Origin of the sequence: Burkholderia sp. BCC1985 (genome assembly GCF_905339915.1) — a bacterium.
Lineage (GTDB): Bacteria > Pseudomonadota > Gammaproteobacteria > Burkholderiales > Burkholderiaceae > Burkholderia.
Map to the genome: position 1 here is coordinate 78,017 of NZ_CAJPGY010000020.1, position 13,793 is coordinate 91,809.

The 13,793-nt window shown below is 69.0% G+C and carries 11 protein-coding genes; 3 read left to right on the forward strand and 8 right to left on the reverse strand.

Annotated features, from left to right (window positions below):
• Positions 1-111: 111 nt before the first annotated feature.
• Positions 112-1,515 (reverse strand): HdeD family acid-resistance protein, encoded by a 1,404-nt coding sequence (locus U4Z31_RS21395; protein ID WP_257769070.1) that lies wholly within the window; start codon positions 1,513-1,515, stop codon positions 112-114.
• A gap of 545 nt (positions 1,516-2,060) precedes the next feature.
• Between U4Z31_RS21395 and U4Z31_RS21400 the strand changes: the two genes are divergently transcribed.
• Together U4Z31_RS21400 and U4Z31_RS21405 are read left to right on the forward strand one after the other, a co-directional pair.
• Positions 2,061-2,618 (forward strand): helix-turn-helix domain-containing protein, encoded by a 558-nt coding sequence (locus U4Z31_RS21400; RefSeq protein WP_044846911.1) that lies wholly within the window; start codon positions 2,061-2,063, stop codon positions 2,616-2,618.
• Between the two features lie 109 nt (positions 2,619-2,727).
• Positions 2,728-3,309: an HD domain-containing protein gene (locus tag U4Z31_RS21405; RefSeq protein ID WP_321811332.1), complete on the forward strand. Its 582-nt coding sequence runs from the start codon at positions 2,728-2,730 to the stop codon at positions 3,307-3,309.
• Positions 3,310-3,485: 176 nt separating this feature from the next.
• Here U4Z31_RS21405 and U4Z31_RS21410 read toward each other — a convergent pair whose 3' ends face one another.
• Positions 3,486-5,024 carry an MFS transporter gene (locus U4Z31_RS21410; protein ID WP_321811333.1) on the reverse strand — a complete coding sequence of 513 codons (1,539 nt, stop codon included), beginning with the start codon at positions 5,022-5,024 and terminating at the stop codon, positions 3,486-3,488.
• 188 nt (positions 5,025-5,212) lie between these two features.
• On the opposite strand from U4Z31_RS21410, the gene U4Z31_RS21415 reads away from it, so the two are divergent.
• The gene (locus U4Z31_RS21415) at positions 5,213-6,148 is read left to right on the forward strand and encodes a LysR family transcriptional regulator (protein ID WP_044846889.1); all 936 of its coding nucleotides are present in this window, start codon (positions 5,213-5,215) and stop codon (positions 6,146-6,148) included.
• A 42-nt stretch (positions 6,149-6,190) separates the two neighbouring features.
• Here the strand turns inward: U4Z31_RS21415 and U4Z31_RS21420 are convergent, their stop codons facing one another.
• From U4Z31_RS21420 to U4Z31_RS21445, 6 genes are all read right to left on the reverse strand, one after another.
• Entirely contained in the window at positions 6,191-7,330 is a 1,140-nt protein-coding gene (locus U4Z31_RS21420) for an enoyl-CoA hydratase/isomerase family protein (protein ID WP_124667450.1), read from the reverse strand.
• Positions 7,327-8,118: an enoyl-CoA hydratase gene (locus tag U4Z31_RS21425; RefSeq protein ID WP_321811334.1), complete on the reverse strand. Its 792-nt coding sequence runs from the start codon at positions 8,116-8,118 to the stop codon at positions 7,327-7,329. The genes U4Z31_RS21420 and U4Z31_RS21425 overlap by 4 nt, the downstream gene beginning before the upstream one ends.
• The gene (gene mmsB / locus U4Z31_RS21430) at positions 8,115-9,017 is read right to left on the reverse strand and encodes a 3-hydroxyisobutyrate dehydrogenase (RefSeq protein WP_044846886.1); all 903 of its coding nucleotides are present in this window, start codon (positions 9,015-9,017) and stop codon (positions 8,115-8,117) included. The genes U4Z31_RS21425 and mmsB overlap by 4 nt, the downstream gene beginning before the upstream one ends.
• Before the next feature lie 18 nt (positions 9,018-9,035).
• On the reverse strand, positions 9,036-10,565 hold the full coding sequence (locus U4Z31_RS21435; protein WP_321811335.1) for a CoA-acylating methylmalonate-semialdehyde dehydrogenase: 1,530 nt from the start codon (positions 10,563-10,565) through the stop codon (positions 9,036-9,038).
• A 115-nt stretch (positions 10,566-10,680) separates the two neighbouring features.
• Positions 10,681-12,387 carry an AMP-binding protein gene (locus U4Z31_RS21440; protein ID WP_321811336.1) on the reverse strand — a complete coding sequence of 569 codons (1,707 nt, stop codon included), beginning with the start codon at positions 12,385-12,387 and terminating at the stop codon, positions 10,681-10,683.
• Positions 12,388-12,629: 242 nt separating this feature from the next.
• Positions 12,630-13,763, reverse strand: a complete 1,134-nt coding sequence (locus U4Z31_RS21445) for an acyl-CoA dehydrogenase family protein (RefSeq protein ID WP_321811337.1) — start codon at positions 13,761-13,763, stop codon at positions 12,630-12,632.
• Positions 13,764-13,793: the final 30 nt, after the last annotated feature.

Here is a 13,793-nt window from a genome sequence, read left to right on the forward strand (position 1 = left end):
TCGCTGCTGCCAAGCTGCATGCACGCACGCGCGGCCGAATCCGTGCCTTCGAGCGCGAGAATCTGCCACACGCAGATGCTCACGCGCAGGCCCTCGTCCGGCGCCACGCGATCATTTCACCGACGCGGCTTCCGATCCGCCGGACGACAGCGCCGCGCTGTCCTGCTCGCGCCACGCGCGGCGCGACGCGATGATCGCCTGCACGGCCGAGCGCGCGACCTTCCACCACGCGAACGGACGCGGATCGGCGAGCATGCTGAGCGCGCGCGCATAGTCGAGCGTGAGCCCGGGCGTCCAGGCCATCGTCACCGCGCGCTTGCGGATCTGCGCGGCGACCCACAGCTCGGGCGTGAGCAGCAGCCGCACGAATGCGCCCCACCCGGCCCGCGTGCCCTTGAGCCGCCACACCGCGCCGTCGAGCGCCGCTTCGAGCGCGTTCGACACGGTGCTCGAACAGTTGCGGTGCGTGAGGTTGTACGTGACCGTCTGCCGATACGACGACCAGAACGCGGCCAGCTTCGCCGGATCGTAATTGCGGATCCGCACGCGCACGGTCGACGGACACCACGCCTTCGACTCGGTCGCATAGTCGGGCTGGAACAGCCCGGGCACGTCGTTCTCGCGCGTCGCGCGCAGGATCCGCGTGAATTCATCGGGAGAACGATCGATCTCGACGGCCGGATACAGGCTGATGTAGATGCCCTCGGGCGACTCCAGCGCCGCATGGCCGGTGGAGATCACCCCGTTGACGTCCACCGCCGCGATGTAGCGGTCGATCACCGGATAGCGCTGCGCCTCGGCCTTCGACGTGCCGGTCGGCGTCCACACGTGCACGGTCAGCGCGTGCTCGTGGTCGGCCGGCGGGCCGTCCCATTCGGATTGCGTGAAGCGCGGGAGGTCGGCAGCCGTGTCGATGTCGGGGACGATCGCCGGCGCCGGCGACGTGACGAACGCGGGGTTGCGCGTCAGCCGCCGCACGCGCGCGGCAAGGCTCAGCATGTGCATCCCGCCGAACATGAGCAGCAGGCCGAGGCAGTACGGCACGGTGCCCACATAATGAGTCGGGTACGGCTGGTAGAAGAAGATCGCGAGCAGGATCTCGACGACGCCCCACGCGAATGCGACGTGCCAGCGCCGGTAACGCACCATCCACGCGGACGTGCACTGCAGCAGCCCGTCGACGAGAAACAGCGTGCCGAAGATCATCGACAGCAGGAAGTGTCCGTGATGATGGCCCGCGAACACGAGCGCGGCAGCCACCACGACCGCGATGCCCTTCACGTAGCGCAGGATGCGCTGCCCGCCAACGCCGCTGCCGGCCACCGCGAGCGTCGCAAGCCCCTCGATCAGGAACAGCCACGCGAACAGTTCGATCGGAAAATGCAGCGCGCCGTCGAGTGCGTCGACGAAGATGCCGACGCCCGCGACGACCCACAGCCAGCCCAGCACGGTCAGTCCACGCCAGCGCGTTCGCAGATATTCGATGCCCAGCAGCAGCAACACCAGTCGTACCATGGCGCCCTCGTATTGATTTTTTCGGGATACGCGCAGATCACGCGCCTCCGGTCGTGCCGATCGTGCATCGTGCGATGCGGAAGGCGGACGGTGGCAATGCTGACCGGCGCGTCATGCGTCGACATCTCCAATCACGGCCGGCGCGCTCCGCTTTCGCCGAATAATAAGATATGGCGGAGCCGGTTGAAAGCCTGGCGAAAACATTGCCGGCGGAGCCGGACGCCCGGCGTGTCGATAGAGACGGCGCGATTGGCGGAGTTGCGGCTGCTATTCCGCCGAGGGTTTCGACGTACCGTCCGGGATGGCCGCACCGTTGCTCGACCAGCCGTACACGATCTAAGCTCGGCATGTCACGATGGCGATCGCAGGTCTGGATCTCACGATGCAGCGCACACCGATCACCGCCGACGGCTCACCCGCCCTTGGCGGACGACGCGCGTTCCGATTGGGTTCGTCGTAATCCAGGCATCCCGGAAATGACGGCCCCATTCATCCATTGCGCAACGCGGCGCCGGCGCGGCCCGCATCCCGAACGGAATACGAACATGCCCGCCTCACCGCTTCACACCCCGCCGCTCGGCCCGCAACTCAAGCGTTGGCGCACGCTGCATCGCGTGAAGCAGAGCCATGCTGCCGAATTGTTCGGCGTCGCCCAATCGACGATCTCGCGCTGGGAAGCCGGCATCCAGCAGATGTCGCCGGACGAGCGCGCGACGGCCGAGCGGCTGCTTGCCGCGCGTCTCGATTCGGCGGGCGACCACGCGCTCGCGCGGCTGATCGCGAGCAGCGCGGCGCGCATGCATCTCGTGTGCGACCTCACGCACCGTCTGCTCGCGTGCTCGCCGTCGCGCGCGGCCGAGTTCTCGCGGCCGCTGCCGACGCTGCTCGGCACGTCGCTGTGGCGCTATGCGTCGCCGGAGATCGTCCGCATGGAAGCCGCGCTCGACCCGCTCGGCTGGCACGATCATGCGGGGCCGCCGAGCGTCGAATTCGCGACCGGCGCCAATGCGTCGCGCGTCGTGCCGATCCGCGGCAGCACCTGCCGATGGACGCGGATGACGCTGTCGGACGGCTCCGCCGCGCGCCTCGTCGAAACGCTGTAGCACGCGCGGCGGTCGCGGGGTGCAAGCGCGGCGCGCATATTTCATGCGTGGACGCAGCGCGGCCGCACGGCGTACGCTTGACGGCACGATTCAAGCATTCCCACCGGCCATGAACCTCGACACGATCCACGCGCGGCTCGATTTCCTGCGCGAAGCCGAACGCCTGAAAGACGTGCTGCGCAGCGGCCACACGTCGAGCGGGCGCGCCGAAAGCACGGCCGAGCACAGCTGGCGGCTGTGCCTGATGGCCCTCGTGTTCGCCGACGCGCTGCCCGACGTCGACACGACGAAGCTGCTGAAACTGTGCGTCGTCCACGATCTCGGCGAAGCGCTGCACGGCGACATCCCCGCGATCGAGCAGGCCGCGCATCCGGACAAGAGCACGCACGAACGCGACGACCTGCTCACGCTGACGGCCGGGCTCGATCGCGCGCTGCGCGACGAGATCGTCGCACTGTGGGACGAATACGAGGCGGCGGCATCACCGGAAGCGCGCGCCGCGAAGGCACTCGACAAGCTCGAGACGATCCTGCTGCACAACCAGGGCAGCAATCCGCCGGACTTCGACTACGCGTTCAATCTCGGCTACGGCCGGCGCTACACCGACGCGGCACCGCTGTTCAACGCGATCCGTGCGATCGTCGACGCGGACACGCAACGCAGGATCGACACACGCGGCGACGGTGCATAAGCGCGCGGAACCAGCCGCGCACCACACCGCGTGCGGCAATCGCACAAGATGCGCACGCACCTGAACGGACGGGAATCGGCGCGATGCCCGCGCGCGGCGAGGAACACGACCGGCCGATGATGGCGCTCGTTGCCGCGTCACGGCAACGACGCGTCACCCGACGCGCGGCGCACGCGTCATTCACACACCGTCACCCCCCGCCGCGCCGGCGCGAACGCCACCGCGCTTGCCGTCGCGAGCACGGCCACGCCGGCCGCGCCGTACACCATCACCCAGCCGAAGCCGTGCACGAGCGCCGCGTGCAGCGCCGCACCGTTCGGGTCGGCCTTGGCGAGCGCCGGCGCGATCGCCTGCAGCCCGTCGGTGCGGCCCGACGCGATCTGCTGCGCCAGCGCGCGCAGCGCCTCCGGATCGACCGCTCCCGCGACGCCGGCCTTCAGGCTCGCGACGATCCCCGCGACCAGCACGAAGCCCATCGTCGCGATGTTCAGCGCGAGCGAGATCATCCGCGCGCTCATGTCGATGCCCGACGCCATCCCGGCCCGCGAACTCGGCACCGCGCCCGTCGTCGTGTTCGTGACCGGCGTGTTGGTGAGCCCGAGCCCGATGCCGGCGATCACGCAGCCGGGCAGCATCGTGAGCCAGCTCGCGTGCTCGACGCCGCTGCCGATCCGCATCAGCGCGAAGCCGGCCGCGATCGTGAACAGGCCGCCCGGAATCACGACGCCGGGCCCGTAGCGCAGCGCGAGCCGCTCGCCGAACGGCGGCGCGACCAGCGTCGGCAGCGTGTACGCGAGCAGCGCGAGGCCGGCCGTCACGCTGTCGTAGCCGAGCGCGACCTGGAACCAGATCGGCAGGTAGATCATGAACGGCCAGAAGCTGAAGTTCATCCCCATCGAGCCGAAGATCGCGCCGGTGAACGCGCGAATCCGGAACACGGAGAAGTCGAACATCGGCCGCGCGCTCGTGCGCTCCGCGACGAAGAAGCCGGCCAGCGCGAGCACGGTCGCGCCGAGCACGCCGAGGCCGGCCGCACTCGTGAGCCCCAATTCCGCGCTCTGGGTAATGTAGAACGCGAGACCGAGCACCGCGAGCGACAGCGTGACGATGCCCGCGACGTCGAGCGTGCCCGCATGCGGATCGCGCGACTCCTGCACCGCGCCGCCGATCAGCACGAGCGCGACGGCCGCGAGCGGCGCATGGACGAGAAACACCCACGGCCAGCTTGCCGCCGCGACGATCGCGCCGCCGACGATCGGCCCGAAGCCGAGGCCGATCCCGAACACGATGCCCCAGATCCCGAACGCGCGGCCACGCTCGCGCCCTTCGCGGAACTGGTGCGACAGCACCGCGATCTGGCAGATCAGCATCGCGCCGCCGCTCGCGCCCTGCAGCAGCCGGCCCGCGACCAGCACCGGCACGTTCGGTGCGAGCCCGCACAGCAGCGACGTCGCGCCGAACAGCACGGTGCCGATCACGTACACGCGCTTGCGGCCGAACCGGTCGGCAAGCGTGCCGGCCGCCATCAGCACCGTCGTGCATGCGATCGTGTACGCGTTCATGATCCACTGCATGCCGTTGAAGTCGCCGTGCAGCACGCGTTCGAGCGTCGGCAGGATCACCGGCACGCTCGAGATCTCGAGGCCGAACATCAGCGACGTGAGACAGACGGCCGCCAGCGCGACCGCATTCCTGCGGGAGTCGGATAGGGTCATGCGTATTGCGCGACGGCCCTCGACAGGCCGTGCGCCTCCAGGTGAGAAGGATGCGCCGCGTGCGGCCGGCAACGCACGCTGGGCGGGAATCGGTACTATAGTGAGAATTTCCCTCCCCATTGATGCGTCCATTTCCCCGGACTCGGGAATCACAGGACGCAATTGGGGCAACCCCAGCACACCCCGCCATGACCGACAAACTCGACGGCGTAACGACCTTCGTCCAGGTCGTGGAATCCGGCAGCTTCGCGCTCGCCGCGGAACGGCTCGACATGACGCGCTCGGCGGTCGGCAAGGCGATCGCGCGGCTCGAGAAGCGGCTCGGCGCGCGGCTACTGCAGCGCACGACGCGCAGCCAGAGCCTGACCGACGACGGCCAGGCGTACTACGACCGCTGCGTGCGCGCGCTGGCGGAGCTGGAAGCGGCCGAAGCCGATCTCGATTGCGGCCGCAACGAAGCGCGCGGCAAGCTGCGGCTGAGCGTGCCGCTCGCGTTCGGGCATCACTGCGTGACGCCGATCGTGCTCGATCTCGCGCGCACCTATCCGCACCTGCGGATCGACGTGTCGATCACCGACCGCTTCGTCGACCTGGTCGAGGAAGGCATCGACCTCGCGGTGCGGATCGGTTCGCTCGCGGACAGCACGAGCCTCGCGGTGCGGCGGCTCGGCACGCAATACGGGAGCCTCGGCGCCGCGCCGTCGTATCTCGCGCGCTACGGGATGCCGCAATCGCTCGACGATCTGAGGAACCACCGGACGATCGCGTACTCACGCTCGGGCGTCGCGCAGCCGTGGGACCTGCGCGCGCCGGACGGCTCGACGGTGCGCATCGACATGCCGCACCAGCTCAGCTTCGACGACGTGCAGGCGATCGCGGCGGCCGGCGCATCGGGGTTCGGGATCGCGTGGCTGCCGAGCTGGCTGCTCGATCATTACGTGAAGCGCGGCGAGATGGTCGTCGTGCTCGACCGCTGCTTCGTATGCGAAGGCGACATTCACGCGATCTGGCCGAAAACGCGCTACCTGCCGCGCAAGACGCGCTGCGTGATCGACGCGCTCGTTCAGGCGGTGCCGCCGATGATCGAGCGGCCGGAGCCCGCGAGCCTCAAGAAAACCGGTTGAAACCGACGCGCCGCACGGGCGCGCCGGGCCGTCACGCGGCGCTCACGCCGCGCCGAGATCGGCGAGCGGATGGGCGAACAGTTTCCACGGCGACGTCAGGAAATGCCGCACGCGCTCGGCGCGCAGCTCGACGAGCGACGCCGGCGCCCAGCGCGGCTTGCGATCCTTGTCGACGAGATGCGCGCGCACGCCTTCGCAGAAGTCGCCCTCCTCGATCGCGCGCGCGACGATGCCGAGCTCCATCCGGAACGATTCGGCGAGCGTCATCTGCCGTCCGCGCAGCAGCGCTTCGCGCGTCACGCACAACATCGTCGGCGAATGGCCGGCGAGTGCATCGAGCGTCGCCTGCAGCCATTGACGGTGCTCGCGCGACAGCTCGTCGCGCGCGAGCTCCTGCGTGAGCGTCGCGACGATCCGCTCGACGGTCGAGCGCTTGTCGAAGTGACGGACGATCCACGCCATCTGCGTATCGAGCGCCGCATGCGGCACGACGTTGCACGGCGGCTCGAACACCTTGCGCAGCGCCGGCAGCACGTCGCCGTCCCATTTGATGCTGTCGATGCGCGTCTCGAACGTATCGAGCCACGCCGACGGCACGCACAGATCCGCGAGCTTCGCGCTCAGCGCGTCGGCGCCCGACAGCATCGCGCCCGTCAGCCCCACGTACAGTTCGAGCTCGACCGGCATGCGCGACAGGAAATGCGTCGCGCCGACGTCGGGCACGAGGCCGATGCGCGTCTCGGGCATCGCGATCTTGCTGCGCTCGGTCGCGACGCGCAGCGCCGCGCCTTGCGCGAGCCCCATTCCGCCACCCATCGTCACGCCGTCCATCAGCGCGACCACCGGCTTCGGGAACGTGTGGATCGCGTAGTCGAGCCGGTATTCGTCGACGAAGAACGGCAGCCAGGTCTCGCGCTGCGCGACCATTCGGTGCAGCGCTCGCACGTCGCCGCCCGCGCAGAAGCCCTTCTCGCCCGCACCGCGCAGCACGACCGCGACGATCTGGTCGTCGGTGCGGCAACGTTCGAGCAGCGCGGCCAGCTCGCCGATCATCGAATAGGACAACGCATTGAGCGCGGCCGGCCGGTTCAGCGTAATGAGCGCCACGCGGTTCACCACGCGAAACAGCACCTCCGGCGCGGGTTGCGCGAAGCTGTCATGAGTCGTCACCGGCGTGCTCATCGTTGCGACTCCCCGTCGGTGTGCCATTGCGGCGCGCGCTTGCCGAGAAACGCGGCCACGCCCTCGCGCGGATCGTTGGTGTCGAACAGGTCGACGAAGCGCTCGCGCTCGACCGCGAGCGCCGCGCCGCGCGGCACGCCGCGGCGCGCGAGGCCGATCAGCTCCTTGCTGTAGGCGACCGCATGCGGGCTCTGCCGCGCGACGTTGCGCGCGAGCGCCAGCGCCGCATCGCGGGCCGCGCCGCTTTCGACGACGTCCTCGACGAGGCCGATCCTGAGGGCCGTCGCCGCGTCGACGCGCGTGCCGGCCAGGATGATCCTCTTCGCCCAGCCTTCACCGACGAGCCAGGGCAGCGTCTGCGTGCCGAGCCCACACGGCAGCAGGCCGACCGACGGCTCGGGCAGCGCCATCTGCGCGTGCGTCTCGGCGATCCGCAGGTCGCACGCGAGCGCGCATTCGAGGCCGCCGCCCATCGCATAGCCGTTGATCGCCGCGATCGTCACGACGCGCGCGTCGTGCAACGCCTCGAATGCCGCGCCGAAACGCGCGGCCATCGCGCGCGCGACCGCGCGATCGCCGTCGGCGAACGTGTTCAGGTCCGCGCCCGCGCTGAAGAACTTCGGGCCGTCGCCGGTGATCACCAGCGCGCGCACACGCGGGTTCGCATTCAATTCGGCGACGGTGGCCTGCAGCTGCTGCAGGCCGTCGGCGGTGAAGGCGTTCGCGGGCGGACGCTTGAGCGTCGCGCACGCGATCGCGCCGTCGTCGACGTAGTCCAGTTCGATCATGAGGCGTCCTTCTTGGTGGCCGGTTGGTACAGGCGGATCACCGCCGAGAAATCGAGCTGCCCGTCGCCGCGGCTGCTCATCGTCTGGTACAGCTGCTGCGCGAGCGCACCGAGATAGACGGGCTGGCGTGCCTGCTTCGCGGCGTCGTTCGCGAGGCCGAGATCCTTCAGCATCAGGTCGGTGCCGAAGCCGCCGCTGTAGCCGCGCGACGACGGCGCGGTGTCGATCACGCCCGGATACGGGTTGTAGGTGTCCGAGCTCCAGCAGCGGCCCGTCGACGTGTTGACGATGCCGGCCAGCACCTTCGGGTCGATGCCGAGCGCGACGCCGAGCGACATCGCCTCCGACACGGCCGCCATCGAGATGCCGAGCACGAGGTTGTTGCAGACCTTCGCGACCTGCCCCATCCCCGTCGGCCCGCAGTGGACGATGTTCTTGCCCATCCCGGCGAGCACCGGCTTCACGCGCTCGAAATCCGCATCGCTGCCGCCGACCATGAAGGTCAAGGTGCCGGCCGCTGCACCGCCGGTGCCGCCCGACACCGGCGCGTCGACGAACGCGCCGCCGTGCTCGCGCACGAGCGCGCCGAACGCCTGCGCGCTCGCCGGGTCGATCGTGCTCGAATCGATCACGGTCGCGCCGGCGCCGAGGCCGGCCAGCACGCCGTTCTCGCCGGCGAGCACCGAGCGCACGTGCGGCGCGGCCGGCAGCATCGTGATCACGAAGGCCGCGCCCGATGCCGCGTCGCGCGGCGATGCGGCGACCTGCGCGCCGGCGTCCTGCAGCGCGCGCAATGCGTCGGCGCTCAGGTCGAACGCATGCACTTCATGGCCGGCCTTCAACAGGTTCAGCGCCATCGGCGCACCCATGTGGCCCAGTCCGATAAAACCGATCTTCATGTTCGTGTCCTCCGCGGCTCAATGCAGCCGGATCGTCGTGTTCACCGGGCCGGCCGTCGTGTCGTCGTCGAACCAGCGCGCGGTGACCGTCTTGGTCTGCGTGTAGAACTGCACGACCTGCTTGCCGTACGGGCCGAGATCGCCGAGCTTCGAACCGCGCGAACCGGTGAAGCTGAAGAACGGCACCGGCACCGGGATCGGGATGTTGATGCCGACCTGGCCGACGTCGATCTCGCTCTGGAACTTGCGTGCCGCCGCGCCGCTCTGCGTGAAGATGCCCACGCCGTTGCCCATCGGGTTCGCGTTGACGAGCGCGATCGCTTCGTCGAGCGTGTTGGCTTCGAGCACGACCAGCACCGGACCGAAGATCTCGTGCGTGTAGATCGACATGTCGGTCTTTACGCCGGAGAAGATCGTCGGGCCGACGAAATTGCCCTCCTCGTAACCGGCCACCTTCACGTCGCGGCCGTCGAGCTCGAGCTTCGCGCCCTCCTTCACGCCCGCTTCGATCAGCGACAGGATGCGCGCCTTCGCTCCGCGCGACACGACCGGACCGACGTCGGTGCCGGCTTCCGCGCCCGCGTTCACCTTCAGCAGCTTCGCCTTCGCGACGAGATCGGGCAGCCAGTCGCGCGCCTCGCCGACCAGCACCGCGACCGACGTCGCCATGCAGCGCTGCCCGGCCGCGCCGAAGCCCGCGCCGACCAGCGCGTTGAGGGTCTGCTCGCGATTCGCATCGGGCAGCACCACCGCGTGGTTCTTCGCGCCCATCATCGACTGCACGCGCTTGCCGTGCTCGCTGCCGAGCTTGTACACGTGCGTGCCGACCGCCGTCGAGCCGACGAACGAGATCGCCTTCACGAGCGGATGCGTGCAGATCGCGTCGACCACTTCCTTGCCGCCGTGCACGACGTTCAGCACGCCCTTCGGCACGCCGGCCTCGATCGCGAGTTCGACGAGCTGCATCGTCGACATCGGATCCTGCTCGGACGGCTTCAGCACGAACGTGTTGCCGCATACGATCGCCATCGGGAACATCCACAGCGGAATCATCGCGGGGAAGTTGAACGGCGTGATGCCCGCGCACACGCCGAGCGGCTGGCGCAGCGTGTAGGTGTCGACGCCGCCCGCGACGTTCTCCGCGAATTCGCCGAGTTGCAGCGTGCCGATCGAGCACGCATGCTCGACCACTTCGAGGCCGCGGAAGATGTCGCCTTCGGCATCGGGCAGCGTCTTGCCCTGCTCGGCCGTCAGCGTCTTCGCGATGCGCTGCAGGTTCGCGCGCACCAGATCCTGGAACTTCAGCATGATGCGCATGCGCGCGGCGATCGGCGTGTTCTTCCACGTCGCAAACGCGGCGTGCGCGGCCTGCACGGCCGCGTCGACTTCGGCGCCGGTCGCGAACGGCACGCGCGCGAGGACCTGCTGCGTCGCCGGGTTGACGATGTCGCGCCACTCGCTCGTGGTGGACTCGACGAAGGCGCCGTCGATCAGCAGCTTGACCGTCGGCACGTCTTGCCCCGTGCGGGGCGTCGGATTCGCGTTCATCAGTGCACTCTCCTTGCAGTGGGCCGCATGGCGTGATGCCACGCGCGGCCGGTTCGGTTCAGTATGGTGGCCGGCGACGCACGGCAAAAGCGCGGCGCGCGCGGCCCGCGGCCGGTCATTTCAGTTCGGCGGCGAAATCTTCTTCCCAGTATTCGCCGGGCATCCGCGTGGTCGCATCGTCGCCGCGCTCGATCTCGCGGCGGCGCAGCTCGACGCGACGGATCTTCCCCGAGATCGTCTTCGGCAGCTCCGCGAACTGCAGGCGGCGAATGCGCTTGTACGGCGCGAGCTTCTCGCGCGAGAAGCGAAAGATCTCCAGCGCGAGCGCGGGGCTTTCCTCGTAGCCCTGGCGAAGCGTGATGAAAGTCTTCGGCACCGACAGCCGCAGCGGGTCCGGGCTCGGCACGACGGCCGCTTCCGCGATCGCCGGATGCTCGATCAGCACGCTTTCCAGTTCGAACGGGCTCAGCCGGTAGTCGGACGACTTGAACACGTCGTCCGCGCGGCCGATGTACACGTAGTAGCCGTCGTCGCCGCGCATCGCGATGTCCGACGTGCGGTAATGGCCGTCGCGCATCGCGTGGGCCGTCGCGTCGGGATTGTTCGCATAGCCGGTCATCAGGCCGACCGGGCGCGTCACGCCGGCGCCGATCGGCAGCGCGACCTCGCCTTCGGTCACCGGCGCGCCGTCCGGGTCGAGCAGCGCGATCCGGTAGCCGGGCAGCGGCCGCCCCATCGAGCCCGCGACGACCGGCTGGCCCGGCGTGTTGCCGATCAGGCAGGTGGTTTCGGTCTGGCCGTAGCCGTCGCGAATCGTGATGCCCCACGCCTTCTTCACGCGCTCGATGATCTCGGGATTGAGCGGCTCGCCCGCGCCGACGATCTCGCGCAGCTTCACGTCGAACGACGCGAGCGGCTGCTGCACGAGCATGCGCCACACGGTCGGCGGCGCGCACAGCGTGGTCACCTGGTATTTGACGAGCGCATCGAGCACGACCTTCGGCTCGAAGCGCGCGTAGTTGAACGCGAACACGCACGCCTGCGCATTCCACGGCGCGAAGAAGCAGCTCCATGCATGCTTCGCCCAGCCCGGCGAGCTGATGTTCCAGTGGATGTCGCCCGGCTGCAGGCCGACCCAGTACATCGTCGACAGGTGCCCGACCGGATAGGTGCGATGCGTGTGCTCGACGAGCTTCGGCTTCGACGTCGTGCCCGACGTGAAGTACAGCAGCATCGGATCGCTCGCGTGCGTGACGGCGTCCGGCTCGAACGCGGCGCTCGCCGCATAGCCGTCGTTCATCGCGAGCCAGCCCGCGCGCGGCGCGCCGGCGACGATCTTCTGCGCGAGGCCGAGATCGGCCTGTTCGAACTTCGCGGTTTCGTTCTCGTCGACGATCGCGTATTTCGCGCCGCCGATCTGCACGCGATCGCGCACGTCGTCGGCCGACAGCTGCGTGGTCGCGGGCAGCACGATCGCGCCGAGCTTCATCGCGGCGAGCATCGCGTCCCACAGCTCGACACGGTTCGGCAGCATCAGCAGGATCCGGTCGCCGCGCACGACGCCGATGCCGCGCAGCCAGTTCGCGATCCGCGACGAGCGCTCGGACATCTGCGCGAACGAATACGGGTCGCCCGTGCCGGTCGCCGCATCGACGATCCACAGCGCGGGCTTGTCGTTGCCGCGCGCCATCGGGTCGAAGTAGTCGAGCGCCCAGTTGAACGCATCGAGCACCGGCCATTCGAAATCGCGGTAAGCGGTTTCGTAGTCGGTGCGATGGCGCAGCAGAAAGTCGCGTGCGTCCAGGAATGCCTGTACCGTCATCGTGTCGTCTCCTGTCGACGTGAGTTAGCGCTTTAGCGCTTACTCACGTCCCATGCCTTGGCGAGTCTCCATGCCCAGCGGTCAACCGGGCACGCGCTGCAGCGAATGCCCGGTTCCGTATCACGCGGCGCACGGTCACGTCGTTGCGTGCCGCGTTTGCCGCGCTGCCCTCGTGCCCTGCCTGTTTGCCGGCCTGTATGTCTGGTTGTTTGCGTGGTTGTCGATGGCGCGCGCGTCGCGACTCAAAGCTGTCGCGCGATCACCATCCGCTGCACTTCGCTGGTGCCTTCGTAAATCTGCGTGATGCGCGCGTCGCGATAGTGGCGCTCGACTTCGTAATCGACGAGGTAGCCATAACCGCCGTGGATCTGGATCGCGTCCGAACACACGCGCTCGGCCATCTCGGACGCGAACAGCTTCGCCTGCGATGCTTCCGACAGGCACGGCAGCCCGGCGGTGCGCAGCTTCGCCGCGTGATGCACGAGCAGGCGCGCCGCGTTGATCTGGGTGGCCATGTCGGCGAGCTTCTGCTGGATCGCCTGGTGCTCGGCGAGCGGCTTGCCGAACTGCACGCGCTCGCCCGCATAGCGGCGCGCCTTGTCGAATGCGGCGCGCGCGATGCCGAGCGCCTGCGCGGCGATGCCGATGCGCCCGCCTTCCAGGTTCGACAGCGCGATCTTCAGCCCTTCGCCGCGATTGCCGAGCAGGTTCTCTTCCGGAATCGCGCAGTTCTCGAACGTGATCGGGCACGTGTCGGATGCGCGGATGCCCATCTTCTTCTCCGGCTTGCCGACGATGAAGCCCGGCGTGTCGGTCGGCACCAGGAACGCGGAAATGCCGCGCTTGCCGGCTTCCGGGTCGGTCATGGCAAAAACGATCGCGACGCCGGCGCGCTGGCCATTGGTCACGAACTGCTTCGCGCCGTTCAGCACCCACTTGCCGTCGCGCAGCTCCGCCCGCGTGCGCAGGTTGTGCGCCTCGGAGCCGGCCTGCGGCTCGGTCAGGCAGAACGCGCCGATGATGCGGCCCGCCGCCATCTCGGCCAGCCAGCGATCCTTCTGCGCGGGCGTGCCGAAGCCGAGGATCGGCCCGCAGCCGACCGAGTTGTGCACGCTCATCATCGTCGCGCAGGCGGCGTCGCCCGCCGCGATCTCTTCCATCGCCAGCGCATAGGCGACGTAATCCGTATACGCGCCGCCCAGTTCCTGCGGCACGATCATCCCGAGCAGGCCGAGTTCGCCGAGCTGCGCGACGACGGCGTCGGGCAGGTGCGCGTCGTGGTCCCACTGCGCGGCGTGCGGTGCCAGCACCTCGGTGGCAAAAGCGCGCGCGGCGTCGCGGATCATCCGCTGGTCTTCGGTGTAAAGCTCGTCCATGGCGCTGCTGTCTCCCGCGGCCGCGTACCG

Coding starts and splice junctions, on each gene's coding strand:
- U4Z31_RS21445 (WP_321811337.1), bottom strand. CDS start 13,763: ATGGACGAGCTTTACACCGAAGACCAGCGGATGATCCGCGACGCCGCG.
- U4Z31_RS21415 (WP_044846889.1), top strand. CDS start 5,213: ATGACCGACAAACTCGACGGCGTAACGACCTTCGTCCAGGTCGTGGAA.
- U4Z31_RS21420 (WP_124667450.1), bottom strand. CDS start 7,330: ATGAGCACGCCGGTGACGACTCATGACAGCTTCGCGCAACCCGCGCCG.
- U4Z31_RS21410 (WP_321811333.1), bottom strand. CDS start 5,024: ATGACCCTATCCGACTCCCGCAGGAATGCGGTCGCGCTGGCGGCCGTC.
- U4Z31_RS21425 (WP_321811334.1), bottom strand. CDS start 8,118: ATGATCGAACTGGACTACGTCGACGACGGCGCGATCGCGTGCGCGACG.
- U4Z31_RS21435 (WP_321811335.1), bottom strand. CDS start 10,565: ATGAACGCGAATCCGACGCCCCGCACGGGGCAAGACGTGCCGACGGTC.
- U4Z31_RS21400 (WP_044846911.1), top strand. CDS start 2,061: ATGCCCGCCTCACCGCTTCACACCCCGCCGCTCGGCCCGCAACTCAAG.
- U4Z31_RS21405 (WP_321811332.1), top strand. CDS start 2,728: ATGAACCTCGACACGATCCACGCGCGGCTCGATTTCCTGCGCGAAGCC.
- mmsB (WP_044846886.1), bottom strand. CDS start 9,017: ATGAAGATCGGTTTTATCGGACTGGGCCACATGGGTGCGCCGATGGCG.
- U4Z31_RS21395 (WP_257769070.1), bottom strand. CDS start 1,515: ATGGTACGACTGGTGTTGCTGCTGCTGGGCATCGAATATCTGCGAACG.
- U4Z31_RS21440 (WP_321811336.1), bottom strand. CDS start 12,387: ATGACGGTACAGGCATTCCTGGACGCACGCGACTTTCTGCTGCGCCAT.